The 26,361-nt window shown below is 58.8% G+C and carries 24 protein-coding genes; 11 read left to right on the plus strand and 13 right to left on the minus strand.

The annotated features are described in order from the left end of the window. Positions 1 to 4: 4 nt before the first annotated feature. Entirely contained in the window at positions 5 to 1,333 is a 1,329-nt protein-coding gene (locus ACPPVV_RS03345; RefSeq protein WP_426702062.1) for an ABC transporter permease, read from the plus strand. A gap of 85 nt (positions 1,334 to 1,418) precedes the next feature. Here the strand turns inward: ACPPVV_RS03345 and ACPPVV_RS03350 are convergent, their stop codons facing one another. The 3 genes from ACPPVV_RS03350 to ACPPVV_RS03360 form a co-directional block, all read right to left on the minus strand. After that, positions 1,419 to 2,807 carry a short-chain fatty acid transporter gene (locus tag ACPPVV_RS03350; RefSeq protein ID WP_426703154.1) on the minus strand — a complete coding sequence of 463 codons (1,389 nt, stop codon included), beginning with the start codon at positions 2,805 to 2,807 and terminating at the stop codon, positions 1,419 to 1,421. Between the two features lie 414 nt (positions 2,808 to 3,221). Then, on the minus strand, positions 3,222 to 4,130 hold the full coding sequence (gene yedA / locus ACPPVV_RS03355; protein WP_426702063.1) for a drug/metabolite exporter YedA: 909 nt from the start codon (positions 4,128 to 4,130) through the stop codon (positions 3,222 to 3,224). Between the two features lie 102 nt (positions 4,131 to 4,232). After that, positions 4,233 to 4,508, minus strand: coding sequence for a hypothetical protein (locus tag ACPPVV_RS03360; RefSeq protein WP_426702064.1), 276 nt, complete (start codon positions 4,506 to 4,508; stop codon positions 4,233 to 4,235). A 78-nt stretch (positions 4,509 to 4,586) separates the two neighbouring features. On the opposite strand from ACPPVV_RS03360, the gene ACPPVV_RS03365 reads away from it, so the two are divergent. Beyond that, the gene (locus ACPPVV_RS03365) at positions 4,587 to 4,943 is read left to right on the plus strand and encodes a Rieske (2Fe-2S) protein (RefSeq protein ID WP_426702065.1); all 357 of its coding nucleotides are present in this window, start codon (positions 4,587 to 4,589) and stop codon (positions 4,941 to 4,943) included. 128 nt (positions 4,944 to 5,071) lie between these two features. On the opposite strand, the gene ACPPVV_RS03370 is transcribed toward ACPPVV_RS03365, so the two are convergent. The 6 genes from ACPPVV_RS03370 to ACPPVV_RS03395 all read right to left on the minus strand — a co-directional run bounded on the left by ACPPVV_RS03370 (position 5,072) and on the right by ACPPVV_RS03395 (position 10,728). After that, on the minus strand, positions 5,072 to 7,186 hold the full coding sequence (locus tag ACPPVV_RS03370) for a YjbH domain-containing protein (protein WP_426702066.1): 2,115 nt from the start codon (positions 7,184 to 7,186) through the stop codon (positions 5,072 to 5,074). 52 nt (positions 7,187 to 7,238) lie between these two features. Beyond that, positions 7,239 to 8,009, minus strand: coding sequence for a capsule biosynthesis GfcC family protein (locus ACPPVV_RS03375; RefSeq protein ID WP_426702067.1), 771 nt, complete (start codon positions 8,007 to 8,009; stop codon positions 7,239 to 7,241). Further along, the gene (locus ACPPVV_RS03380; protein ID WP_426702068.1) at positions 8,006 to 8,749 is read right to left on the minus strand and encodes a YjbF family lipoprotein; all 744 of its coding nucleotides are present in this window, start codon (positions 8,747 to 8,749) and stop codon (positions 8,006 to 8,008) included. The genes ACPPVV_RS03375 and ACPPVV_RS03380 overlap by 4 nt, the downstream gene beginning before the upstream one ends. Before the next feature lie 145 nt (positions 8,750 to 8,894). Then, positions 8,895 to 9,920 (minus strand): polysaccharide biosynthesis/export family protein, encoded by a 1,026-nt coding sequence (locus tag ACPPVV_RS03385; protein WP_426702069.1) that lies wholly within the window; start codon positions 9,918 to 9,920, stop codon positions 8,895 to 8,897. Between the two features lie 168 nt (positions 9,921 to 10,088). Next, positions 10,089 to 10,376, minus strand: coding sequence for a hypothetical protein (locus tag ACPPVV_RS03390; RefSeq protein ID WP_426702070.1), 288 nt, complete (start codon positions 10,374 to 10,376; stop codon positions 10,089 to 10,091). A gap of 136 nt (positions 10,377 to 10,512) precedes the next feature. Then, positions 10,513 to 10,728 (minus strand): hypothetical protein, encoded by a 216-nt coding sequence (locus ACPPVV_RS03395; RefSeq protein WP_426702071.1) that lies wholly within the window; start codon positions 10,726 to 10,728, stop codon positions 10,513 to 10,515. Between the two features lie 362 nt (positions 10,729 to 11,090). Here ACPPVV_RS03395 and ACPPVV_RS03400 point away from each other — a divergent pair, with 362 nt between their 5' ends. The 9 genes from ACPPVV_RS03400 to ACPPVV_RS03440 all read left to right on the plus strand — a co-directional run bounded on the left by ACPPVV_RS03400 (position 11,091) and on the right by ACPPVV_RS03440 (position 21,135). After that, entirely contained in the window at positions 11,091 to 11,525 is a 435-nt protein-coding gene (locus ACPPVV_RS03400) for a low molecular weight protein-tyrosine-phosphatase (protein WP_426702072.1), read from the plus strand. A 34-nt stretch (positions 11,526 to 11,559) separates the two neighbouring features. Then, a complete protein-coding gene (locus ACPPVV_RS03405; RefSeq protein ID WP_426702073.1) occupies positions 11,560 to 13,767 on the plus strand; it encodes a polysaccharide biosynthesis tyrosine autokinase in 2,208 nt (735 codons plus the stop codon). 343 nt (positions 13,768 to 14,110) lie between these two features. Next, positions 14,111 to 15,388 (plus strand): Vi polysaccharide biosynthesis UDP-N-acetylglucosamine C-6 dehydrogenase TviB, encoded by a 1,278-nt coding sequence (gene tviB, locus ACPPVV_RS03410; protein ID WP_426702074.1) that lies wholly within the window; start codon positions 14,111 to 14,113, stop codon positions 15,386 to 15,388. Positions 15,389 to 15,405: 17 nt separating this feature from the next. Continuing rightward, on the plus strand, positions 15,406 to 16,416 hold the full coding sequence (locus ACPPVV_RS03415; protein WP_426702075.1) for an NAD-dependent epimerase: 1,011 nt from the start codon (positions 15,406 to 15,408) through the stop codon (positions 16,414 to 16,416). 3 nt (positions 16,417 to 16,419) lie between these two features. Continuing rightward, positions 16,420 to 17,643, plus strand: a complete 1,224-nt coding sequence (locus ACPPVV_RS03420) for a lipopolysaccharide biosynthesis protein (RefSeq protein ID WP_426702076.1) — start codon at positions 16,420 to 16,422, stop codon at positions 17,641 to 17,643. Beyond that, positions 17,637 to 18,200, plus strand: a complete 564-nt coding sequence (locus ACPPVV_RS03425) for an acyltransferase (protein ID WP_426702077.1) — start codon at positions 17,637 to 17,639, stop codon at positions 18,198 to 18,200. Before ACPPVV_RS03420 ends, ACPPVV_RS03425 begins: the two co-directional genes overlap by 7 nt. A 1-nt stretch (position 18,201) precedes the next feature. Beyond that, positions 18,202 to 19,533: a hypothetical protein gene (locus tag ACPPVV_RS03430; RefSeq protein WP_426702078.1), complete on the plus strand. Its 1,332-nt coding sequence runs from the start codon at positions 18,202 to 18,204 to the stop codon at positions 19,531 to 19,533. Next, positions 19,530 to 20,063 carry an acyltransferase gene (locus ACPPVV_RS03435; protein WP_426702079.1) on the plus strand — a complete coding sequence of 178 codons (534 nt, stop codon included), beginning with the start codon at positions 19,530 to 19,532 and terminating at the stop codon, positions 20,061 to 20,063. Before ACPPVV_RS03430 ends, ACPPVV_RS03435 begins: the two co-directional genes overlap by 4 nt. Beyond that, a complete protein-coding gene (locus ACPPVV_RS03440) occupies positions 20,053 to 21,135 on the plus strand; it encodes a glycosyltransferase (protein WP_426702080.1) in 1,083 nt (360 codons plus the stop codon). Before ACPPVV_RS03435 ends, ACPPVV_RS03440 begins: the two co-directional genes overlap by 11 nt. A 300-nt stretch (positions 21,136 to 21,435) precedes the next feature. On the opposite strand, the gene ACPPVV_RS03445 is transcribed toward ACPPVV_RS03440, so the two are convergent. The 4 genes from ACPPVV_RS03445 to ACPPVV_RS03460 form a co-directional block, all read right to left on the minus strand. After that, positions 21,436 to 22,194 carry a YdcF family protein gene (locus ACPPVV_RS03445; protein ID WP_426702081.1) on the minus strand — a complete coding sequence of 253 codons (759 nt, stop codon included), beginning with the start codon at positions 22,192 to 22,194 and terminating at the stop codon, positions 21,436 to 21,438. 66 nt (positions 22,195 to 22,260) lie between these two features. After that, positions 22,261 to 23,394, minus strand: coding sequence for a glycosyltransferase family 4 protein (locus ACPPVV_RS03450; protein WP_426702082.1), 1,134 nt, complete (start codon positions 23,392 to 23,394; stop codon positions 22,261 to 22,263). Positions 23,395 to 23,441: 47 nt separating this feature from the next. Next, a complete protein-coding gene (locus tag ACPPVV_RS03455; protein ID WP_426702083.1) occupies positions 23,442 to 24,650 on the minus strand; it encodes a hypothetical protein in 1,209 nt (402 codons plus the stop codon). Between the two features lie 209 nt (positions 24,651 to 24,859). Further along, complete coding sequence (locus ACPPVV_RS03460) at positions 24,860 to 26,230, minus strand: UDP-glucose dehydrogenase family protein (protein WP_426702084.1); 1,371 nt, start codon at positions 26,228 to 26,230, stop codon at positions 24,860 to 24,862. Positions 26,231 to 26,361: the final 131 nt, after the last annotated feature.

Here is a 26,361-nt window from a genome sequence, read left to right on the forward strand (position 1 = left end):
CCACATGAAAAAATTCAAGAATTTCCTGATCAGCCTGGGCCTGCTGTTGATCCTGGTGGCGGCACTGGCGATCTGGGTCAAGTTGACATGGCCGCTGGTGCTGGCTGCCGCCGTCCTGTTTGCGGTGTGGATGGCGGTGACACGCCAGGGTCGCCAGGCGGCATCGGTGACCGCGGTCGGGGTCAGCACCTTGCGGCAGCGGCTGGGGTCTTCATCGGTGATCGTGATCGGCATTGCCGGCGTGGTCGGCGTGCTGGTGGCCCTGCTGGCGATGGGCGAGGGCTACGGCGAAACCTTGCGCAAGACCGGCAACACCGAAACGGCGATCGTGATGCGCGGTGCCTCGGCCTCGGAAGTGATGTCGGTGCTCGAACGCGACAATGTGGTGGTGATCCCCCAGGCAGCCGGCATCGCGCGCGATGCGCAGGGCAAGCCGGTTGCCTCGCCGGAGCTGGTGGTCGCCGCTAACCTGCCGCTGAAGGGCGGTACCGAGGATGATGTCGGCAGCGTGCAACTGCGCGGCATCGGCGATGAAGCATGGACGGTGCGGCCCACCATCAAGGTGATCGCCGGACGCAAGTTCAAACCCGGCATGCATGAGCTGATGGTGGGGCAGGGTGCGCAGCGCGAATTCGCCGGCATGGATGTTGGCCAGCAGATCAAGCTGGGCAACCAGATGTGGACCGTCGTCGGCGAGTTCGCCTCCGGTGATGCGCTGGATTCCGAATTGTGGGCCGATGCGAACGTGGTCTCCGATGTCTACCGCCGCGGCGGCAGCCGTAATTCGGTGACGGTGAAACTCGCCGATCCGCGCAGTTTCGACGCATTCAAGGCCGCGCTCGAAGGCGATCCGCGGTTGAAGGTCGACGTCAGCACCACGCTCGACTACTTCAGCAAGCAGTCCGAAGGCACCAGCAAGATGATCAAGGGCATCGGCATCACGGTGGGCGTGATCATGGCGATCGGTGCGGTCTTCGGCGCACTCAACTGCATGTTCGCCGCCGTCGCCGCACGTGCCCGCGAAATCGCCACGCTGCGCGCGATCGGATTTCGCGGCATGCCGGTGGTCGTGGCGATCATGCTGGAGACGATGTTGCTGGCGTTGATTGGCGGCCTGCTCGGTGGCGCGTTGGCCTGGCTGATCTTCAACGGCTACACCGCATCGACCCTGGCCGCCGGCTCCGTCGGCAAGCTCAGTTTCGAGTTCAGCGTGACGCCGGCGTTGCTGTGGAGCGGCCTGAAATGGGCGCTGGCGATCGGCTTCATCGGCGGCCTGTTTCCCGCCGTGCGCGCTGCAAGACTGCCGGTAACGACAGCCCTGCGCGAGCTGTAATTCCGGCTTGTTGCAGGAGCCCGCTGGCGGGCGATGCCCTTGAAGCAAAGGCATCGCCCGCCAGCGGGCTCCTGCAATGTTCATCTCAAGGCATCACTGGCGGCACGTAGTTCAACGTCATGCCCAGCAGCCACAGCATGCCCAGCACCAGCGGCACATGCACCACCAGCTGCATGAAGGTGTAGCCGACCACGTCGCGTGCCTTCAGCCCGAGCACGCCGAGCAGCGGCAGCATCCAGAACGGGTTGATCAGGTTCGGCAGCGCCTCGGCCGCGTTATATACCTGCACCGCCCAACCCAGGTGCACGTGCAGGTCGTTCGCGGCCTGCATCACGTATGGCGCTTCGACCAGCCACTTGCCGCCGCCGGATGGCACGAAGAAACCCAGTATCGCCGAGTACGCGCCCATCACCGCGGGGAAACTCTCGGTCGTGGCCACATGCACGAACAGGTTCGACAACCGGTGCGCCAGCGTGACGCCACCGGCACCGGGTACTTGGGTCAGCAATGCGGCGATACCGCCATACAAGGGAAACTGGATCAGCACACCCGCCGTACTGGGCACCGCGCGGTGCACGGCATCGAGAAAGCTGCGCGGCCGCCAGTGCAGCAGGATGCCAAGCGTCAGGAACAGAAAATTGTACGTGTTGAGGTTGGCGATCGCGGTCACTGCCGGTTTGCCGGCGAACTCATGGCCCAGCCAGCCCAGCCCCAGCAGGCCGATCGCCAGCGACAGCAACGGGCTGTATTCCAGCCATTCGCCCGGGCGCGTGCGCGGGGGAAGCACGGGCGTCGAGGTTTCGCCCACGTCGAAATCCTGCGCGGTGCGTGCGTTGACGTCCGAGGGCGCGGTAGTCCAGCAGATCAGCAACGACACCGCGATCAGCACGCCGGTCAGCACGAACGACTGCCACAGGAAGATCGTCTGGCTGAAAGGCAATACACCGGTGATGGCCAGCAGGCCCGGCGGCATGCTGGCCGGATTGGCCTGCAACTGCGCGGACGACGACGAAAGTCCCATCGCCCAGATCGCGCCAAGGCCGAGATACGCTGCCGCTCCCGCCGCGCGGTAGTCCATGCGCAGGTCGCTGCGACGCGCCAGCGCGCGCACCAGCAGGCCGCCAAAGACCAATGAGAAACCCCAGCTGAGCAACGACGCCAGCATGCTGACCAGCGCGACATAGACGATCGCGCCGCGTCCGGTTCGCGGTGCTCGTGCGAGCACATCGATGAAGCGTGCCACTATCGGTGCCGTGGCCAGCACGTAACCGCCGATCACCACGAACGCCATCTGCATGGTGAACGGAATCAGGCTCCAGAAACCATCGCCGAACGCCTTCACCGCTGCCGTTGGCGTGGCGCCGAAAGCGAATGCAGCCAGGGTGACCACCACCACGCCCAGTGCCGCGAATACCCATGCGTCCGGAAACCATCGCTCGGCCCACGCCGCACTGCGCAGCGCCGCACGCGCCATCCATCCATCCTGCCTTGTGTTCATGCCGGCCTCCGTCGCTGATCGCGACATCGTCGCGCCCGGGCGGTCACGCGGGCAAGTCGACCAAGGTCCAATGCTGCAATGACATGGAACCAACGTTGCCGTGGCGGCGTTTCGTCATGCAAGCAGGGATGGGGTGCTTCCAGCTTGCGAGAAGATCAAGAGCGACCCCGCCCCAACCCTCCCCTGCCAAGCAGGGGAGGGAGCAAGGCAGTTGCTCGGCAATGCAGGGGAGAGAAGAAGAGGGAACTAAGGAAAGCCGCACGGTGGTTCCCCCTGCAAGCAGGGGAGGTAACTAAGCAAATTCGCACGGTGGTTCCTCCCCTGCAAGCAGGGGAGGTTAGGAGGGGTGCTTTTGACGTTTGTCTGTTTTCCCTGCTAAACAGGGCGCCGTTAACTCTTGCGCTTCTGCTTCGCCAGCGTGATCACCGCCACGCCGAACAGGATGATGGCCATGCCGGTAAGGTCATACGGTCCTACGTGTTCACCGGCCAGCAACACGCCGAACAGCACCGCCACGGGCGGGTTCACATAGGCATAGCTGGTTGCCACTGCCGGCCGCGCGCGTTTGAGCACGTACAGATAGGCACTGAACGCGACGATCGAGCCGAACACGGCCAGATAGACCACCGCCAAGGTGGCGCGTGTGGTGGGGTGGGTTGGCAGATGTTCGCCGCCGATGAAGCCGACCACCAGCAAGGCGATGCTGGCGCTGAGCATCTGCGCCGCGGTGTTCATCGGACCTGGTGGCATGTCCTGTCGCCGGCTCCAGACGGAGCCGAAGGCCCAGCACATCGCCGCCACCAGCAGCGCCAGTGCGCCTGTGCGCGAACCGGACAGGCTGCTTCCCAGGTTCAGCACGATGACCCCGGCGAAGCCGATCGCCAGACCCAGGCTTTCGCGCCGGTTCGGCCATTCGCCGTACATGCCGGAGAACAGCGCGGCGAACAGCGGCATGCTGGCCACCGCCACCGCGGCAATGCCCGAGCTCACCCGTTCTTCGGCAAAACACACCAGGCCGTTGCCGAAACCAAGAAGTAGCAGGCCGGTAAACGCGGCGTTGCGCCATTGGCGCGGCGTTGGCGGCGCCATCCCGCGCAAACGCAGGAAGCCGTACAGCGCCACACCGGCACACAGGAAACGGATGCCGGCGAGCAGGAACGGCGGGTAACTTTCCAGCGCGAAGCGGATGCCGAGATAGGTCGAACCCCAGATCACATACAGCGCGAACAAGCCCAGCGGAACCAATACGCGGGGATCGGTCAGGCTACGCGGCGCTTCCGCCGCAGGGATGTTGGACATGGGAATGCATCGTGTGGGGACAGTGCATTATCCGTGTGTTCGCGGGACTTGTCCGCAGCATCCTGCGCGCGATTCCTTGCCGTCGCCCAGGTGACGCGTTGTTCAGTGCGCGACAGGGCGACCCTGCTGGATCACCACGAATTCGCCTTCCAGCACCGTCGGCTGGTGGCCAGCATTCGCGGCTGCGGATTTCGCCGGCACCCTTGCCTGTTTCCACTGGCGTACCGCCAGCAGGATGACGCCGCCGACCAGCAACACGCCGGCCACCGCCAGTCCGAACACCAGCAACAGGGCAATCAACGCCACGCCAAGCAACAACGAAATGACACGAACCAGCGGGTGGCGGGAGCGGCGCATGGAAGGCATGGAAAAGTGCATGTGTTAAAAATCCGTGTGGTAAAATCAACGACTTACGCGTGTAACGATGGGGCCATCCGGCCTGAGAGGCAAGTGCCGATGGATACAGTTTTCCCCGCCGAACCTCCGCTCCAGCAGGCGTTGTGCCGGCTGGACGAGATTCCCGATGGCGGCGCCACCGCCGTCGACGCCAGCCTGGCCGATGGTGAGGAAAGCCTGATTCTGCTGCGGCATGGCGAACAGGTGCGTGGCTATCTCAACGTCTGTCCCCATGCCGGCCGCCGGCTGGATTACGCACCCGGCAAATTCCTGCTGAAGCAGGCCACCCTGATCTGCGCCGTGCACGGCGCCACCTTCAACCAGACCGATGGTTTGTGCATCGCCGGGCCGTGTCGCGGGGAGCATCTGCGCGAGGTGGCGGTGCGGGTGGACGCCGGCGAAGTGAAGCTGGCCTGACGCCGCTTTGCTCATGAATTTGGCTCCTCCCCCCTGCAAGCAGGGGAGGGAGCCAAGGCGGCGCGAAAACTTCACATGGGCTCCCGCTTTTGCCCTCTCCCTTCGAGCAGGGAGCGCGACAAAGCCACCTACTCGGTAATCTTCTGCAGGTTGTCCTGGAAATTGTCGCCGTCGCGGTCATTGGTCAGGTCGTACAACGAGTAACGCTTGCCGAGCCGAGCGCCGCCGTCGCGCAGCAGCGGCTGCCACAGGATGTCGGCGGTGCGTACATGCGAACTCGGCAACATCAGGTCGAACGGGATCGACACGTAGATGCCCTTGTCGAAACTGCCTTCGCCGTACTGCTTGGCCGATACGTTGGTGAACGTGGCATACGCGCCCATCCGCACGCCGTTGCGGAACTGGCGCGAGACATCGATGGTGGTGCCCCAGTCACCGGCCAGGTAACGCCCGGCACTGAGTGCCAAGGTGATGTCCTTGTAGCCCAGGTCGGCGTAGGCGGTGACGTGGCCGGTAACGATGTGGTACTTGCGGAATGAGAAATCCTGATCGAAACCGCGCTGCTTGACCCAGTTGGCATCGGCACCAATCGCCCAGCGTTCGCCCATCGGCCGGTACAACACTTCACCACCCGCGCCGCCGTACATGCTTTCCAGCATGCCGGCGTAGGCCAGGCCATACAGGTCGGCGCCGAGCCGGCGGGTGGCGGTGAGCTGGAACACCGGCATGGTGATGCGCGAACTGGTCAGGTACTCGCGCACATACGTACGCACGCGTGGCAGGTTGCTCGGGGCGTTGTACTTGTAATGACCGTAGTTGTTGAGCAGGTTTGCGCTGAAGTCGCCGCTCCACCAGAAGTTCGGCGTGAAATGGAAGTCCGCATCGTAATCGGCAGAAACCTGGTACAGCACGAACGCATCCGGGCCGCCCAGCGACTCGCCGAAGTTCATCGACAACGAACCGTCAAATCGCTTCGGCTTCGCCTGGTACAAAACTTCTTCGCGCTGCGGCAGCGGCGTATCCTGCTCGACGCTGCGGCGGAACGTTGGCAGGTCGATGTTGTAATCAAGCAGTTCGTCAAAGCGCTGCCGGTGCACGCTGGTGGCGACGATCGGCATCCCGGCACGCGTCGATACCATGGTGTACCAGTCGGTGCCAGGACCGAGCTGGTTGTCCAGCACGCGCGCGGTACGGCCCAGTGCCTTGGCCGGGTAGAAATAGCGGGTCTGTTCGCCGGTAACCAGCACCTCGCTGCCACGACGGGTGATCTTCGATACGTCGATGCCGGCGTTGTCGTACAACTGGCCGCTGACTTTCGCCCAATCGACCTGCTCCGGCGTCTGCGTGGATGGCGCACGCGCGGGCAGCGGCGGATCCAGCACCTTGGGTGGTCCGGCTGCTTCGGCCAGGTTGCTGTGCAGGGTGAAACCGAGCATCGCGACCCTGCCGCGTTCCAGCGCCAGGCTCAGGTCGACGTTGCGATTCATCCGATAGACCGCACCGACGTTGACTGGCGAGCGTTGCGGTTGATTGTTGCCGCGCGGCTCGTGCTTGTAATCGTTACCTTCGTATTCCGCTTTCAATATCAGTGGTTGCCACGGTGTCTGGTAACTGACACCGCCGAAGAACGTCGCGCGACCGCGGAAATAGTTGTGACTGTTGAACTGCCCGCCGGGATCATCGCCGCGCCCTGGTCGCGTATCGAACCGGTCGCTCAGGATCGACAGCGGGTTGCGGATATCGCCGCGGTTGCCCATGTAACCCCAGGCCATGCCGAAGCTGGCATCGATCGGGCCGAAACGTTTGCTGGCCACCACATATTCGCTGGAGAACAACCCGGTGCCGCCAAGATCGCGGATGCCCACCGACAGGGCAGGCAGGTAATGACTTTCCCGCCACAGGCGCACCTTGGCGTCGATCGACTTGTCCTTATAACTCTGGTCACCGCTCAAGCTGGGTGAGCCATACAGGCGATTACTGATACTGATATAGCGGAACGAGCCTTCCAGCCACGACATCGGTTGCAGGGTGAAGTTGTAGCGCGTGTACGGCGACGTGCGGCTGGCGGTGAACGCCACTTCACCCTCGTTGGCCATTCGCGCCGTTGGTGTCTGCCACAGCCCGGCGCCGCCAAAATCGCTCTGCGTCGGTGCGGTCTGCGAATGCACTGCGCACGTCACCAGCGCACCGGCCAGCGACAACAGGCAGGTGCAACGGCGGCGGATGTACTCGAGCCTGTTCAAACCTGCGAATTCCTGTGAATGAGATGTTTCAGAGCAGAAGCAAGAGCGACCATCACGGCGCCTCCGGCCCAGGCAGCACCTGCGTAGCCAGGAACGTCGCGATGTCGCTGTTCAATGTCGGACTGATGGCTTCGACCGTCCGCGCTCGCAAAGGCACATAGATCACTGCGCCCGGCGCCAGCACCCGTGGCGCATCGCGATTCCACAGCGCAATCTGCTGCACAAACACCTGTCCATCCGGCTCGATCACATAGATGCTGTCCAGGTCGGCGGCCGTGCTTTTTACGCAGGCGGCGAGGTAGAGCCGCGCATCTTGCAGTGGAACCAGCGGCAGCGTGCATGCATGCAGCACGGCGCCGACCACGCGGATGGTGGCGGGGCGTAGCGGGTAGTACAGGCGGTCGCCGGCGGCCACCAGATGATTTTTCGGCGCGTTCACTTCTACGACGCGCGGGTCGAGCAGGGCCGGCGATTGCCGGCCGGTGATGGCCTGCGAGGCGATCCAGTCATGCATCGTGCCGGCGATGGCAGCCAGCCCCTGTTTGTCATCGACGCGCGCGTGTCGCTGCAGGCTGACGAGATCAAACAGCACGCCCGCCTTGAGTCTTTGTTGCGATTCCAGCAGACCCGGCCGCAACCACGCCGCGCCCAGCATGTAAGCCTGCGGCAGCGGCTGCGCTGCCAGCGCTGCATCGCTGAGATGGGCGCCGTCCGGCAAGGTATGCGGGCCCGCGTGGGTTACCGCGCCCCTGGTTTCTACTTGTACGGCACCCGCCATGGCGGACCACGCCAGCATCAACACCATACACAGTGCGCGGCTCACGGCTGCTGCTCCCGGTATGGTCGCAGTTGCACCAGCTGCAGGGTCAGGCCGGGCGCCACTTGTTGTTCACTCTTCCAGATGAAGCCGTCTTGCGCGTCTACCCAGTAATGATTGATGGTGCGGTAATGCATGGCCGGCACGCTGAGTTGTTCGTCCACACGCACAACGTCATGAGTACGACCCAGGATGCTGATCTGCTCGCGACCCGCGGAGGTCAACGTGGCATCGACGTGCACGCCGTATCGATAATCAGGAGACCAATCCTCACGGAGGTTGTAGCTCACCGGCGCGCCGAGCTTCTGCAGGCCATGCACGAACGGATCGTTGGCAAGCACCGACAAACCATCCAGGTTCTGGCTCAGCCCAGTGGTTTTCACCACCCGGCCGTGTTCGATGAAGATCACTGCCTGATGAGCGCCGTACCAGGCCTGACGCTGGCCATCGATGTTGCCGAGGATCAATACGGCACTGCCGTCCGGGGTGGTTGCCTGCAACTGGAAATACGGCTTGGCCGCCACTTCGGCAGCGGTGGGTTGCGCATGCGGGTAACCATGCGCTGCCAGTTTCATGGCATCGAACGAGGATCGTGACAAGTTGCTGCAACCCTGCACACTCAACAGCAACACCGGTCCCACCAGCCACAGGGCAAACCAGCGCCGCGCCGACACCATGCGATCGGCGGCTGAGCGTGCCTTCGGCGCCGGGGCGCTCGCGGTGTTCGTCAGCAGATCCGATTGCAAGCGTGGGTCCTCATGCCTGTTCGTAGGAGTGCACTTGCGCGCGACGCACTCGCGTATTTCTGTGGAAACACAGCCTGCACACACCGCTCTCGAATCCAAAAACATCGGAGCATCGGACGCAACGTGCGCTCCCGCAACATCAAGCTCAGCGATCGAAGTTGTAATTCGCGCTGGCGGCGTTGCTGATCAGGCCAGACAGCGGCAACAGCTGGCTGAGGAAGCGGTTCCAGCGGGTCACGCCAGCAGGTCCGACAAAGACCACGTCACCCGGCCTCACCTTGAACTGATCAGCCAGTGCAAAGGCTGCCGGCGATTTCGCGTCGAGCTGGAATACCTTGGCCGGGGCCTGCTCCAGATTCTCCACGCCGCGAATCACGTAAACCGCCTTGCCCTTGGAGGTGGTCTGGTTGAGGCCACCGGCTCGACCCAGTGCCTGGGTCAACGAGAGGTCGGATGTCTTGAAGTTGATTGCCATCGGCCTGATCACCTCACCGACCACGTACGCTTCCTGACGGTCGTTGTACGGCAGAAACAGACGGTCACCCGGTTTCAGGTAGATATCCTGCGCCACGTTCCGGCCACTATTCAGTGCATCCAGATCCAGGTGATATTGCTGCCCGTCACGCGTCAGCACCAGTCCGGACAAATCGGCCTGCTCGGTATTGATGGTGGCGGTGCCCAGTGCCTGCGCCAACGTCAGTGGCACGGCCGTGATCAGCTGGGGATCGGTTTTCACGAAGGCGCCCTGCAACAGCACGCGCTGGCTGCCATACGCGATCAAGCTCACATCGACCTGCGGCTTCTCTATATAGGTAGCGAGCTTGTTGCTGATCGCCTTGCGCAGCTCCTCGATCGTCATGCCGGCGACTTTCAACGTGCCCACATACGGATAAAACAGCGTGCCGTCCGAACGAACCAAGCGGCCATTGGCGACTGTAGCTTGCTGAGGGCCGGCGGGCGAAGTGAGTTCGGGATGATCCCATACAGTGATATACAACGTATCACCGGCACCGATACGATAAGACTCGGGTTGGTAGGCGAGCAGTGCCGGCGGTATCGCCGCCGTCTGCGCCGCAGCGCGATCCATTGCCAGCAACTTCGGTGTGATCGGTATAAGTTCGACCTGGCTGTTATCGGCAGAATCATTGCGGACCATGCTGCCGGTGGACATGTGTTGCCCAGGGGCCCATACACAGCCATGCAACAGTGTGACGAAAGCGGCAACGGTCAAGGCGGGGAATATTTTCACGATCGGATCGCGCTCATAGTTCGTGGAGCAAACGGCAGGCACAACAAACGTGCCGAGATAACTCGGCACGTTTCTTCATCCATCACGGACTTAATGGGTTCCGGTTGTACCGGTACCGCCGGTACCTGTACCGCCTGAACCAGGCGTAGTGTGGTCGTGGCCGTTGTGGGTAGCGGCGGCAACGACAGCGGAGGTGGTGGCAGTGCCCATGCTGATACCTGCAGCCACTGCGGCGTTCACGACCCCGGTGGAAGCCGTGCTGGCAGCGACAGCGCCCGCAACTACTGGCGTTGTCGGCTGACCGTTCACCGACTCTGCGCTGGCGAGTCCCGACGTCATCATGCCGGCGGTCAAAAGTGCAGCGAGCATCATTTTCATAGGTAAAACTCCATCGACCGAGTCCGAATAGGACACTTGGTTACGAACTATAACCTTCGAGATATGAAGGGAGTATGTATGCCGGGGACTTCAATATGTGCCGGTTGTTCCCGTGCTTGGCGTCGCGCCTTTGTGATCATTGCCGCCATCGGTAGTAGTAGCAACGACCGCGCCAACTATCGCCTCCGCAGGCGAAATGGAACGGCATCACGTCGCCTAGCGACTGAGTCATCGCAGTCTTGTTACCAGATACCGACGTCGTCGGACTCGTAACAAAAGTTGGTTGTCGATCAGCCGTCGCGTTATGGGCCAGCGCCGAACCCATCAGGCCCGTCGCCAGCAATGCGGTCATCAAAAATTTCGTTGTGAATTCCCGATAGAAGTGATTTTCACGTAGGCATTCATCTGCACTTACTGTATCCAAACCTGAAGGGGACATGTGTGACCGACCGCGTGATCGGATCATCCGGATGGGCATCGGCTATCATGAAACGCTTTCATGAAACGCCATTATCCATGACGTCTGCATCGAGACGTTGACGATCGCCTGACGGCATTCATCGGAGAGAGGGCCTCGGCCACTCTCGCGTTTTGCTCAAGCACTGAGGCGTTTCACAGAGCATTCCATCCTTCAGGAACAGGGGATGTCGCCCCTCGGAGTTGTCGCATGCCCCGATCTGCTTGTACCCAGAATTTCAGGAGTATTTCAGCAACGTGTTCAAACGGATCTTGACTGTCTGCATAGGCAACATCTGCCGCAGCCCAACCGCCGAATACCTGTTCCGGCAACGCCTGGCGCCACGCGACATCCAGTTGAGCAGCGCCGGCCTCGGCGCGCTAGCGGAATATCCGATGGATGCCACCGCGATGCAGGTACTGACCGAGCACGGCATCGATGGCGCCGCACACCGTGCACGTCAACTCACCTCCGCCATGTTGCGCGAAGCCGATCTGGTGCTCGGCATGGAGAAGAGTCATGTGGACGCCATGATTCGGCTGGCACCGGAAGCCAGCGGCAAGATCTTCGTGCTCGACAAATGGGTGGAGGGAAGGGACATCCCCGACCCGTATCGGCAGCAACGCGTCGCGTTCGATCATGTTTACGGCATGATCGCGCAAGGTGTCGATAGCTGGCTGCGCTACCTGTAATCCGCATTCATATCTATATAGGGACAATCACCGGATGGCCGCTACGCAAACTCCGTCGCAACGCGAAGACAGTGAAATCGACCTCGGCGAATTGCTGGGCACGCTGATCGATCACAAGTGGTTGATCATCATTGTTACCAGCATGTTTCTGGTTATCAGCGTGGCCTATGCACTGCTTGCCACGCCGATCTACCAGGCCAACGCAGTCGTGCAGGTCGAGCAGAAGGTGCCGGAGCTGCCGGGCCTGAGTGCAATCAGCCAGACCTTGGGGGCCTCCAGTTCGGAAGCCACCACCGAAATTGCGCTGATCACGTCGCGTTCGGTGATAGGGCAGGCTGTCAACAACCTCGGCTTGCTGGTCACCGCTACCCCCCATCACTTCCCGCTGATCGGTGACTTCATCGCGCGGCGTTATTCACCAACCCGGCCAGGCGCGGTCGCCGCGCCGATGCTGGGCATGAACAGCTATGACTGGGGCGGTTCGTCGCTGGATATTTTCCAGCTGAACGTTCCTGCTGCTCTGCAGGGCAAAACGTTGACCTTGGTTGCTGGGGAGCACGGCGCTTATACGTTGCTCGATGTTGACGACAACATTCTGATCAAGGGACAGGTGAGGCAATCAATCAGCGCCCAAGGCGTGACCATCCAGGTGAAAGCGTTGGCAGCCAATCCGGGCACGCGCTTCGACGTCGTCCGTCAGCGTGATCTGGCTGTCATAAGCAAATTGCAGCAGGACGTCAACGCCAGCGAGCAAGGCAAGGATTCCGGGGTCATCGCGCTGACCTACAACAACGCCGATCCAGTGCTGGCCGCCAATCTGCTTGACCAGGTCAGCGAAACGTATGTGCGCCAGAACGTGGATCGCAACTCCGCCGAAGCCGCCAGCAGCCTGAAGTTCGTCAAGGAACAACTGCCGAACGTGCGTCGTGATCTGGAAAAAGCGACCGCGGCTCTCAACGCATACCAGACCCAAGCCCATTCCGTCGACATTACTATGCAGACAAAGGGTTTGCTGGATCAGGAAGTTACCATCGAAACCAGTATCCAGCAGTTGCGCATGCAGCAAGCTGACATGGAGCGCAAGTTCACGCCGCAGCATCCGGCCTACAAGGCGCTGATGACGCAAATCGGTCAGTTGCAGGCGCAGAAGGCTGCCATGGAAAAACAGGTTGGTGGCTTGCCGGATACCCAGCAGGAGCTGCTGAAACTGACACGCGATGTACAGGTCAGCAACCAGACCTATACCAGCCTACTCAACCAGGCCCAGCAACTGGATATTGCCCGCGCTGGCACGGTCGGCAACGTACGTGTGATCGACACGGCGGCAGTGGACACGACTCAACCAGTGAAGCCGAAGAAAGCCTTGGTGGTACTGGGAGGTACGTTCCTTGGTGGGTTTCTCGCGGTGGCATTCATCTTCCTGCGCCAGATGCTCAATCGCGGCGTGGAAGATCCCGCCACCATCGAACAGCTTGGGTTGCCCGTATATGCCTCGATTCCGCTGAGTGAGCAGGAGCTCGTGATCTCGGCGAAGGATGCGCATCACCGAGGCGGCGATGGCAAACAGCATTTGCTCGCGGTAAATGCGCCCGCGGACCTTGCGACTGAAGCGCTGCGCAGCCTGCGCACCAGCCTGCATTTCGCCCGACTGGAAGCCAAGAACAACCTGTTGATGATCTCTGGTTCCAGCCCCCATGCTGGCAAAACCTTCGTCTCGTCCAACTTGGCCGCAGTGATCGCCCAGGCCGGTCAGCGGGTATTGCTGATCGACGCCGACTTGCGCAAGGGTGCCCAGCACAAGGTGATGGGCGGCAGGCCCGAGAATGGTTTGTCGGAACTCATTGCCGGTCAGATCGACTCGTCCGCAGCCATTCGCCCAGTGACTGGCATCGAGGGACTGCACTTCATTGCCCGTGGCAAGGTGCCGCCGAATCCGTCCGAACTGTTGATGCATGCGAACTTCACCGCCCTGCTCAACAAGCTGATGCCGTTGTACGACCTGGTCATCATCGACACCCCGCCAATCCTGGCCGTCACCGACGCCGCCGTGATCGGTCACCAAGCTGGCACCAGCCTGCTGGTGGTGCGCTTCGGGCTCAACCAGGCACGTGAGATCGCACTGGCCAAGCAGCGTTTCGAGCAGAACGGCGTCGAGATCAAGGGCGCCATCTTTAATGCCGTCGAGAAGCGCAGTGCCGGCTACTACTCCTACGGCTACTACGAATACAAAGCCGCAAAGTAAACCACTTGCGTCTTGCCTTCTCCCCTGCTTGCAGGGGAGGACTGAGGAGGGGTAGAGCTCTTGTCCTTCGCTCCCTGTCTTTTTCCCAAAAAGAAGGAAGTCCCCTTGAGGGAAAAAAGCAGCAGAAGTTCGAGGCATAGCTCTCGAGGCTTGTTGCCGCTGAAAAATGTCTCTGACATTTCACCCAGCGTCTCCCAGAACAATGCCAAACCCCTCACAGCATCGCCCTTGAAATAAACAAAAGCCATAATTAATCAGCATAGGTTCAAGAGCTCGCGCCGATCCTGTGGCGCTTGCCTCAAAGTGCCATCTCCCCCAGATCCCCCGTCATACGGAAGTACCAATGCAGTCACTGGACAACACGAAAATCGCGATCATCGGCCTAGGCTATGTCGGATTGCCGCTCGCCGTGGAATTCGGCAAGCATTACGACACGGTCGGTTTCGATATCAACATTGCTCGCGTCGACGAGCTACGTTCCGGTCACGATCACACGCTGGAAGTTGATGCTGCCGAATTGGCTTCTGCTTCGCAGCTTAGCTTCAGCGCGTGTATTGATGACATCGCGGCTCGCAATGTCTACATCGTCACCGTGCCGACCCCGATCGACTCCGCCAAGCGCCCGGATCTCACTCCGTTGGTGAGGGCCAGCGAGATGCTAGGCAAGGTGCTCAAGCAGGGTGACATCGTGGTGTACGAGTCCACTGTTTATCCGGGTTGTACCGAGGAAGTGTGCGTGCCTATCCTGGAAAGGGCGTCTGGATTGGTCTACAACCAAGATTTTTTTGCAGGCTACAGCCCGGAGCGCATCAATCCTGGCGACAAGCAGCACCGGGTTACCACGATTCTCAAGGTGACTTCGGGTTCCACGCCGGAAGTGGCGGATTTCGTCGACAGTTTGTATGGCTCCATCATCACTGCTGGCACGCATAAGGCCAGTTCGCTGAAAGTTGCCGAGGCAGCGAAGGTGATCGAAAACACCCAGCGCGATCTCAATATCGCCTTGATGAACGACCTCGCGATTCTCTTCAACAAACTCGGTATCGACACGCTGGAAGTTTTGGAAGCCGCGGGAACTAAATGGAACTTTCTGCCGTTCCGTCCTGGTTTGGTCGGCGGTCATTGCATTAGTGTGGATCCCTACTACCTGACTCACAAAGCACAGGAAGTCGGACATCATCCTGATGTGATCCTGGCCGGCCGTCGCACTAACGACAGCATGGGGCCCTATATCGCCAGCGAAGTCATTCGATTGATGGTGCGCAAAGGTATCAACCCTGTAAGGGCAAAGGTGCTGGTGCTTGGCCTTGCATTCAAGGAAAACTGCCCCGACCTGCGAAACACGCGTGTTGTGGATATTGTGACAGCGCTGGAGAGCTACAACGCTGACGTGGACGTATACGATCCATGGGTCGATGCAGGTGAGGCCCAGCATGAGTATGGCATCTCACCCATTTTGCAGCCGCTACAAGGTGCCTACGATGCCGTCATCATTGCCGTAGGACACAAGCAATTCGTTGATCTTGGTGTGGAGAGTATCCGTGCTCTGGGTAAGCCGGCCGCGGCTCTCTACGACGTCAAGTACGTGTTGCCTCGCTCCGCCGTCGACGGCCGCCTTTGAATCGGGATAAAAAGCAAATGAAAGTATTGGTTACCGGAACCGCGGGATTTATCGGCTCCCACGTCGCGCTCAAGCTGCTCGAACGCGGCGACGAGGTCATTGGCTTCGATAGTCTCAACGACTATTACGATGTGAACCTGAAGAAAGCGCGTCTCGCACGCTTCATGGAACACCCGAACTACACACACGTGCATGCCGACTTGGCTGACCGTGCCGCGGTGGAGAGCACCTTTACCATCCACCAGCCGCAACGGGTGATCAACTTGGCCGCGCAAGCCGGCGTGCGCTATGCCGCCGAAAACCCGCATATATATGTGGCCAGCAATGTCACCGGCTTTTTACACATATTGGAAGGTTGCCGCAGAGTAGGAGTGGATCACTTGGTTTATGCCTCGACCAGTTCGGTTTATGGCGCTAATCGGGCCATGCCATTCAGTGAACATCAGCCTACGGAACACCCGCTGACACTGTATGCGGCCACCAAGAAAGCCAACGAACAGATGGCGCACAGCTATGCGCATTTGTACGGCATCCCTAGTTCTGGGCTGCGTTTCTTCACGGTGTATGGCCCGTGGGGCAGGCCAGACATGGCGTTGTTCCTGTTCACCAAGGCCATTCTTGCCGGCGAGCCGATCAAGGTGTTTAACCATGGTCATCACAAGCGTAGCTTCACTTACGTCGACGATATCGTGGAAGGCGTGATCCGAACATTGGACGCGGCGCCGGCCAAAGATTCGCATTGGAACGCGCTGTCACCCGATCCGGCCCGCAGTGGTGTGGCACCATACCGGTTGTACAACATCGGTAACGAACAGCCAGTGGAGCTGTTGCGTTACATCGATGTATTGGAGCAGTGTCTAGGCCGCAAAGCAGAGATGGAGTTACTGCCGCTGCAAGCGGGCGACGTACCGGACACGGAGGCGGACGTGTCTGAACTTATCCAGGCCGTAGGGTACAAGCCGCAGGTATCGGTGGAGGACGGTGTGGCCCGGTTCGTCGATTGGTACCGCGAGTACTACGGAGCATAAATAGTGCTCTCGCACGTCGTCCGTTATTCCACTTGGCAGCTAGTGGCGCAGATGCTGTCCGCGTCCACCATGCTGGTGCTGACGGCGCTCTTGCCGGCCTCGCCGCTCGCAACTTACGGCTATGCGCTCAGCTTGAGCAGCCTTGTAAGCTCCTTCGCAACGCTACGGTTGGAACAGGCGATCTTAATCGCGCGCTCCGATCTGGAATCTAACGACCTAGCTTGGGGCGGGATGGCAGTTGCACTAGGGCTAGCCGCAGTAATGGTTCTACTGGATCAGGTTGGCGCGTTTGGCCATGAGATAGGCAGCTACACCGCCGGTGCTATTTCGGCGTTCGCTATGTCTGCCGTGAACATTTCTCAGCAGATGCTGATCAGAAAGAGTCGATCCGGATACGCTGGGCGCATCGCGGCGTTCAGGTCATTTGTCGTATCTGCGTTCGTTGTAGGTTTCGCGTGGCTTGGGCCGCGCTTGGATGCGAAGGCAGTTCTATTTGGGCTGTCGATCGCTTCAGCGATGGTGGCGATCGGTTGCCTGGTCGAATTAGTGCGTATCACCGGTGCTTTGCCAGCCTTCGGTTCCATGCGAGTGACGTTTCGCAGGTACTCTGACGTATGGATGTCTTATCTGGGTCAATCCATCTTGAGCGGGATATCGCTAAATGCACCTTACTTCGCCATCTTTCATTTCGCCGCGCCACGCTACGCGGCGGCGTACCTGCTCGCCGATCGCGTCGTGAGAATGCCAGTCACGTTACTATCTAATTCTGTTCGGTCGCATCTCACCCACCAGTTCCGATTACTCATTGAACGACGTCAGGAGAACACGGGGAAGGGGATTCTGTTGAGATGGTCGGCATCTCTGGCGGTCATGGGTTTGGTTGTATTGCTGCTCGGCGGGTGGACGTTGTGGATGTTCGGCGCGCATTTTTCCGGAGAAAAATGGCGGCAGGCTGGCGTGGCAATCATGGTCATGAGCGTTTGGGGCGGTTCGGTAATTTCCAATCCACCTGCCGCCGCAACGCTAACTGCTTACCGTAAAACCGGCTATATATTCCGGATGCAAGCCGGGGAACTGATTCTACGGATCACCATCATTGCCGCTGCAGCCCTCTACTTGTTCAAGGGTGAGTTCTATCTCGGACTATTCCTTATCTTTGTTCCCGGTATCTTCTATAACTTCTTTCTTTGGCGTGAAGCTTCCCAAGCTTGGAAAACCTCATGTTGATGCGTTACGTTCGAGCCAAAGACGTCGGCTGGCGCGCTCGGCTGAAATTTCCCGTGTCGATGCTCGGCGTACGCCGGGATATTCGCTTTGGTGTGGGCGTCATGGCCGATCGCTTTTCCAGCTTACTGTGCGATAAGTTGGGGCAGATCAGCATCGGGAGCGGCAGTTACATCGGGCGCTTCGTCATTCTGAAGACCTACAGGGGGTCGATCAGCGTCGGTGCCAACACCAGCATTAACGCCTTCTGCTTCATCAATGGCTGCGGAGGAGTTCGCATCGGTAATGACGTGCGCATCGCTGCGCACTGTTCGATCATTAGTTCCAACCATGTTTTTTCCGATTCGCATGTGCCAATTCGCATGCAAGGCCTTATTGCTCGAGGGATCACGATCGAAGATGACGTTTGGCTGGGGACGGGCGTGCGGGTGCTGGATGGCGTGACGATTGGTAAGGGCGCAGTGGTGGCGGCCGGAGCGGTCGTTGTACGCGACGTGGCACCGTATAACGTGGTCGGCGGCGTGCCATCGAAATTCATCAAAATGCGCGGAGCCGAGTAGCTTGAATGACATTATTTTCTCAGTATTGCTTATCTTCGGCATCATCAATCTGATCTGGATCGGTGTTCAATTCGTCAGCAGAAAAAAACTCGTCGGGCTGCATGTGTTTGCGCTGTTCTATTCGATCTCTTACTTCATTACGCCATCGATCGAACACTTCGTGCCATCGGTAGTTGGTGACGAGGCGACTTGGGCGGCTAAATTCAACGGCGGCAACCAGTTTTTCACCGTCTTATTTGTTCTGTTGGGTTACTTGGGGGCAGTTTTAACGTATTACCTGACGATGAGAGCGAGGCGTGCCAAAGAAATAGTGGTCAGAGACCAGAGGCGGCCGATACTGCTTTTCGTTTGGCTATGTTTGATCCTATCTGTGCTCTGCATCTTGGTGTACTCCATACAGTACGGCGGCTTGCTCGCGGCGCTGAAGGATGCGGCAATGATTCGCGCTGGCGGCGGCGATGATTTACTGCAGACCGAGGGCAATTTCCTGTTCTTGAAATATCTGATTCCGATAGGTGCTTTCTCGCTGCTTGGTCTTGCCACGCTCAAGCTGGAATACGACTATGCGAATATCCTGCTGACGATGGTGTGCACGGTCGTGGTAGTTCTTGGGTTCCTTATGATGGCCGGCCGCAACCGGTTCCTGGGTTTGGGGCTGGCATTGTTTATCCTCTATTTTTCCACTCTCGGGGCCAAGGCCAAGTTCACGCCGAAGCGCATGCTGATCATTCTAGGAGCACTATGTGTAGGCTATTTCGTGCTCTTGTACGGCAAGCAGTTTTTTGCCTCGATGTCGGCTGATTCGGTATCGCAGGCCTTCGAACAGCGCTTGGCTAATAGCAATGACGACAACCAGTTCAAGATTTTACAAAACTTCGAACATCATTACGCATCAATCGGGGTGGCGGACGCTTATGTTTATGGGCCCAAGGGAATGCGCTATTTCGTGGATGTGATCAATGCGCCCTTATCGATCCTTCCGACTCGTTTGGTCGGGATGGAGAAGCCGGTGCCGATCAGCGTGTTCAATACATACATGATCACGGGTGTTTACGACAGCCGTATTCCACCGGGCCTGATTGCGTTCGGTGTGTATTCGCTGGGCTATCTGGGCGTGCCGGTGCTGATGATCGTGTACGGCTACTTACTGGCGCTGTTGGACAGGTCAATGGTGCAGCCCGGGTTTAAGCGGATCATCGTGCCTTGGGTCATCGTTACCTTGGTGGTGGCCGGCGGGTCCGGTGATCCGCGCGTGCTGATGTATTCGTTGCTGCCCGCGCTCTTCGCCTGTGCTTTGGTTATACCGTTGAGGAAAAGGATCGTTTTTCGATGAAAAAGATCGTCTTGGTGCTACTAGCCAGATGGCGCGGTGGAGTCTGGCTGGCGCGCAAACTGGGCGTTACCGTTGGCGAGGGATGCCGGATTTACTCCCGACAGTTCGGCAGTGAGCCTTTCCTCATCAAGATCGGTGATCGGGTGACGGTTACTGCGGGCGTCCAATTCATTACCCACGATGGATCTACGTGGCTGATCCGCGACGCCAAGGGCCGCCGCTTCCGCTTTGCGCCGATTGAAATTGGCGATAACGTCTTCGTTGGCGTCAATTCAATCATCCTTCCGGATGTCCGAATCGGAAACCGTTGCGTCATCGGGGCAGGCTCGGTCGTCACCCGCTCCATTCCGGACGGTTCTGTCGCCGTGGGTATACCTGCAAGGGTGATCGGTTCCTTCGATCAATTCGAGGCTAAAGCACTGCAGTCTTACGTATCGGAGCGGGACGTGCCGCACCGTGACAGTACCGATTACCAAGCTTGGGTCATGTCCTGCATGGAAGCGCAGAAAGGATTGGACGATGTCAAATGACACCGCACTCGTGCTGGTTCCATCCGACCGTATGGGCGGAGCAGAGCGTATCCTTCGTATGGTTACCAATGAGCTACTAGCTCGTGGATGGATGGTAGATGTCGTATGCCTCTCGCGCGGTACCGGTGCTTTATTCTCCGACATGCATGGCGCGGATCCAAAATGCGCCATATACATACTATCCGATACGCGTGAAATATTCGGAGTAATTCGTGCGCTGCTCTTATTCGCGAGCCTGCTGCGCCGCAGAGCCTACACGCTGGCTTTTTCTTCGCTGACGCATTGCAATGCATTTGCCGGATTTCTACGCATGCTCCGCTTAATGCGTACTCGTCGCCTGGTCTGCCGCGAGTCAACCATCATCTCTCGCCGCTTCCACGGCTTGCGCCGGGTCTATTATTGGTCGTGCTACCTGTTCTATCGCTCGGTGGACAAGGTGGTTTGCCAAACTAACGAGATGGCAGCAGAGTTGTTGAAGTTTACGGCAGCTGTGAAAGCCTCGAACGTGACGGTGTTGGCCAATCCCATCGCGCCGATAAGCGGTTCACGTAGCGCACGCGCAATGAGCGAAAACCCCCTGTTCGTTTCAGTAGGGCGGCTGATTCCTGAAAAGGGTTTTGACGTGCTGATCGAAGCTTTTGCACAATTACTGCCGCAATGGCCTAAAGCGCAACTGTATATTTATGGCGAAGGCCCGGAGCGAGAGGAGCTGAAAGCATTGGTTGCGCGTCTAGAAATTAGCGACAATATCTTGCTATGCGGCATGACCAAGATGCCGCATGATGTGATGCGAAGCGCGGACGTCTGTGTGATCTCCTCGATTGCCGAGGGTTTTCCGAATGTGCTGCTCGAGATGATGCGTGCCAATAGCCGTGTCGTCGCAACGCATTGCGCGGACGGCGTGTCCGATATCGAGGGTTTGATTACCTGCCCCACGCGGGACCCCGCTGCATTGGCGGACGCGCTGCGTACGGCAATCACCATCTCGATCGACGATGTGGGCGAAAAGTTCGATGCCGAATTGGGGCGCCGCACACCAACTTCGTTCGTGAATGCACTCTTGTCCTATTGATTCGCATTGCGCATCAGAGTCATCCACGCAAAACCATCGCAGTTAATACTAACTGAGAGGAGCTCGCGCGACGATCATGCCTGCTGGTAGTTGAGCTCGTTGCGTTTTTTGACCCACCTAAGATGACGATGGTCCCGGCAATTTGCTAGGGGATTGTTCTTGGATGGTGGTCACCTAGCGGTCCTGTCATCTTGGATACTTAGATGGGTCAGGCTGTTTAGTCGTACTGAAGTACAGGATATAGAAAAACCAGCCTGGTCTTAAAGACTTCAGCGAATTACCTGGTCTTACCGAGTGCGGTCAGCTGACCCAGCCACGTAGCCAGTAATAGGCAAAGCCCCCGTACTCTTTCAGAGCCTGCCCGCTTCTGAGCAGTGTTGTTATCGGACGCCACTGCGTGCCGGTAAAACGATGCGACCGTGGGGGCTCGGTCGTAGGCGCAGGAATGATATCTATCCCTATGCTGCGAAAACTTGCGCTAGCGCGAGGCATGTGAATGGATGATGTCACTAGCAGGATGCGACGTGCGCCCATGTCTTCCAGCAGCGCCTTGCAGTTGGTGGCGTTTTGTCGAGTGCTGGTGCTGCGGGTTTCAAGTGTAAGCGCGGAAATGGGTACGCCATCGCAGACAAGTTGCCGCGCCATGCCTTGCGCTTCGCCATCGCCCCCGGATAAAAGCACGGCAGGGGCGCGAGCTGCGCGATAGAGCGCGTAGCCAAAGTCAACGCGTTCACTGTGTGGAATTCGGGGGGGGCAGCCTGGTTCAGCGAAGTGCTTTATTTTGAAATCCCCGCCGAGTACGACAATGGCGTCCGCGACAGGATAGTGCTGTGCGTCGTATTGCGGATAGCGACCTTCCAGACCGTGGCGCATCCAGTCCGAAAAAGAAGGGGTGGCACACAAGCCGATCCAGCCGATACCTAGCACTAGGCAGAAATACGCCGCGCGGCGATGCTTACGTTGTTGCAGCCACAATCCAAGAACGCCAAGTCCAAGCGTCTGCATCAACGGCTGCTGTGGTGCGCTCAGCTGGATCAGAAGGTTGACGTCGACGGCCATGCAATTGACGTGCGTGAGGTTGAACTTTCGGAGAGGCACTTACCGACGCCTCTTATTATAGGCGTCTCACGCAACCAATTCATCGTAAACTTTTAGGGTGTTCTCAATCACGATCCGTTCGTCGAATTGTTCCAGCGCTTTTTTGCGGGCAACGTGCCCGAATTCCACGGCCATGGCGGGGTCATCCAGCATTCGGCCAATGGCCTTGGCTAACGCATCGCCATTGCGCGGGGGAACGATCAATCCATCGACGCCGTCCTCCACTACTTCGCGACAGCCGGGGATATCCGTGGTGATGATGGGCAGGGCGCAGGCTGCCGCTTCGATCAGGGATTTCGGCAGACCTTCGCCGTAATAACTAGGCAGAACCATGATGTCCACTGAGGCAAACAGCGCCTGCATGTCGTCGACGTGCCCCAGCCATTCCAATAGGCCCTCAACAACCCAGGCGCGGATGGTAGCTTCGGGTACGGCACACGGATTACCGACATCCGGAGTTCCGGCGAGAATGAAGGCCACTTCGCGGCCCTGCGCACGCAGAACCCGTGCTGCATGCACGTATTCATTCAATCCCTTGTCCCAAAGTAGCCGAGCGGCTAGCAACACGCGAGGCACTCGCGGAGAGTGGAGAGGCGGAACAGGTTGAGGCTGGAAACGGCGGGAGTCGACTCCCGATCCATGGATAAGGCGGATACGCGAAGGTTCAATCAGGCCCGAACGCTGGAAAAGGGCAACGTCGTCCGGATTTTGCAGGATGAGCCGCGCATCTTTCCCACTCAGAGTCAATTTGAGCAAAACCTTAACCAAGGGGCGCAGCAGCTTGGCCTTTGGTGTCTTGCTGCTAAATACAAAGCCTAGACCGGCCACCGCGCTTATGCGTGCGGGAATGCCGGCTAAGCGTGCGGCGAGGGCGCCATACACGGCGCTTTTGATGGTGAATCCATGCACCAGGTCGACGCGCTCGCGACGCAGCAATCTGGCCAAATGCATTAGGAATGCAGCCTCCCGGAAGGGGTTGAGACTGCTGCGGTTCATGGGAACGGGTTGCCAGCGCAGGCCAAGGTCGCGGAGGCGCGGGCCGTATTCGCCAGCGGGGGATATCAGCAGGACCTCATGGCCTTGCTCCTTGATGGCCAAGGCCAGGGAGCGGCGGAAGTTGTACAGATACCAGTCCGTGTTGGCGAATAGCAGAACCTTCATTGTTTTCCTTAAGCATAGGGGATGGAAATGCTTCGCGATGGATATGTCTAGTGCTGTTTACAGCCGTTGGCGTCCTGTCGATACACGACACGTCCCTGCGCGCCCGCCATTTGCAATGACAAGCCCACTGGCTCGCCGCGTACGTCTTCATACCCGGGTGCAATTGAAAGTGTTTGAGTTGGCAGCTTTGGCGGCGCAAAGGCGGTCATGCCTTGGCTGTACAGGCGGATGATCAGCCCGCCGTGGCGTGTTGCGGGGCCACAAGGTTCGCCAATGGTTTTGTCATAACCAAGAAACTGTGGTGGGTTGCTGCCGTAGTGTTGATCGAGCGGATGCATATACACAGCCGTGTTTGTGCTCGCCATGGTTAGGTAGCTCGCCATGGCCGACTGAACCGTACCTTCGTTGAAAGGCGCAAGTCGATACAGAAAGTAATAGTGCTTGCCCTTCGCGGAGGCGTACTCGACCAATTTCGCCAAAGTGGCGTTGAGATTGGCGCTTTTCAGTGACCGTGCGGCGCCCTCATCCAGTATGCCGTCAACGGCGCTAACCATGCGCTGGACAAGTGGAGACGACGGATCGTCCCCGCTCGATGTGAGGTCGGGTGTATGGTTGATGGTTACCTTGATGTGGCGTGCGTGCAAGGCCCTCGAAACCTGTTCGAGCCAACGCACGATGTCATTGGCAAAGGTGGCATCCACTTTTTCGCCGGTGTAACGGGCAATGAATTTTCCATTCACAGCGTTGCCGCACGCGTGGCTGCGCGAATTGAATTGATAGTTATCCAAGGCAACTTCGTGAACACCAACTGGTAGCGCAGAGAAAATCTTCGCTTGCCACTGCGCTACCTCGGGGTTGTTGATGTCCAAGCTTACGTTTTTCCCACCATACATCGTGGCGGGGGTTCTGCCGTCACACTCGAACTCTATCCAGCTTGGATGGGTCTTCTTCCAGAAATTGATGTCGTGTTTTGCGTCAGGGTCCCTTGAGTAAGGGAAATATTTGCTCAACACGGCATGTGGCGCATGGCTGGAAAACGCTTCAATCGAATTATCACTGGCCCCCCAGACGAAAACGTATTCGTTACCGTGTTCTGCTATCCAAGAGGGTGACAGTTTGTAGGTGAACACCAAGATTTTTTGAGGCTGAGCGGCACCTGCAGGGAGTGTCATTCCCAGTGCGAGCAGGAGAGTAAAGGCGCGGATCATTTGTCGCTCGGAAAATTGTTTTTGCCGCATTGAATGTCGTGTTGCCATGTTTCATCTCGCCATATCAAGGGGTCGAGTCGTGCGCCACTGAACAATAGTTGTGGTGGTTTCAACAGTCGGGTGTTTGGTCGAGCACAATAGTGCAATGACGCGCGTAGTTCCGACATTACTGAATGATAGGTGCGTAATACCGTCGTGCATTCGCGGTGGAGGCTAACGAAAGGCGATACCAATGTGGCTTGGGTTTCGATGCTGGCCTACTGGTCTCGACTGCGAGCCGAAGGTAACGCCGTGAGCGACCGCCCACGGCCGATGCCGTAATAGGCCAGCCCAGCTTCCTCAACCGTCGCCGGCTCGTACAGGTTGCGGCCGTCGAAGATCGCCGGTTCTTTCAGCGTATCGCGAATGCGCCCGAAATCCGGGCTGCGGAACGCCTTCCACTCGGTGACGATGGCCAGTACATCGGCGCCTTCTAGTGCCTCATGGGCCTGTCCGCACATCACCAAATCCCTACGTGCGCCGTATATCCGCTGCGCTTCCTCGCGCGCTTCAGGGTCGAACGCACGTATCGTGGCGCCGGCCATCCACAACGCTTCCATTAGTTCCCGGCTGGAGGCTTCGCGCATGTCATCGGTGTTCGGCTTGAACGCCAGACCCCACAACGCGATCGTCTTGCCCTTGAGGTCACCGCCAAAATGGCGTGCGATCAGCTCGAACAGCTTGGTCTTCTGGGCGTGGTTCACTGCCTCAACCGCGCCGAGCAGGCGCGCCTCGTAACCCACGCCGCGCGCTGTGCGCTCAAGCGCCTGCACGTCTTTGGGGAAACACGAGCCGCCGTAGCCGGCACCAGGGTAGATGAAATGGTAGCCGATACGCGGGTCCGAACCGATGCCTTGACGGACCAGTTCCACATCCGCGCCCACCCGCTCGGCGATATTCGCGATCTCGTTCATGAAGCTGATCTTGGTCGCCAGCATCGCGTTGGCGGCGTACTTAGTCAGCTCGGCCGAACGCTCGTCCATCACCACCGTGCGCTCGTGATTACGGTTGAACGGCGCGTACAGTTTGCGCAATACGTCGACCGCACGTGTGCTGGAACTGCCGATCACGATGCGGTCCGGACGCAGGCAATCTTCCACCGCGTCGCCTTCCTTCAGGAATTCGGGGTTGGATACCACGTCGAACTCAATTGAGGCGTCTCGCGCAACAAGTTCTGCATCGATCGCCTGACGCACCCGATCGGCCGTGCCCACCGGCACAGTAGACTTGTTTACCACTACGGTGTAGCGGTCCATATGCTGACCAATCGTTCGGGCGACTGCCAACACATACTTCAGGTCGGCACTGCCATCCTCGTCCGCTGGCGTGCCCACGGCGATGAAAATTATTTGACCATGCGCAATCGCAGTCGCCGCTTCTGTGGTGAAATTTAGCTGACCGCTATCATGATTTCGCCGCACGATCGGCTCTAAACCCGGTTCGTAGATTGGCATTTCGCCACGCTTAAGGCGTTCTAACTTGCCACTATCGATATCCACGCAGACCACTTGATTACCCATTTCCGCCAAGCAGGCACCAGTGACCAAACCTACATAGCCGGTACCGAAAATCGTAACTTTTGGATTCAATTTTTTGATTTCACATAATTGGCGTTAAAGGGAAGCTGGGCCCGCTGGCCTTCATAACGGCGGGCGATCTTGAGCTAAGGTGCGATTGCTATGCAGCAGCATGGCCTTGAGGCAATTCGTCATAGCATGAA

This window comes from Rhodanobacter sp. Col0626, assembly GCF_049994385.1.
Classification (GTDB): Bacteria; Pseudomonadota; Gammaproteobacteria; order Xanthomonadales; family Rhodanobacteraceae; genus Rhodanobacter.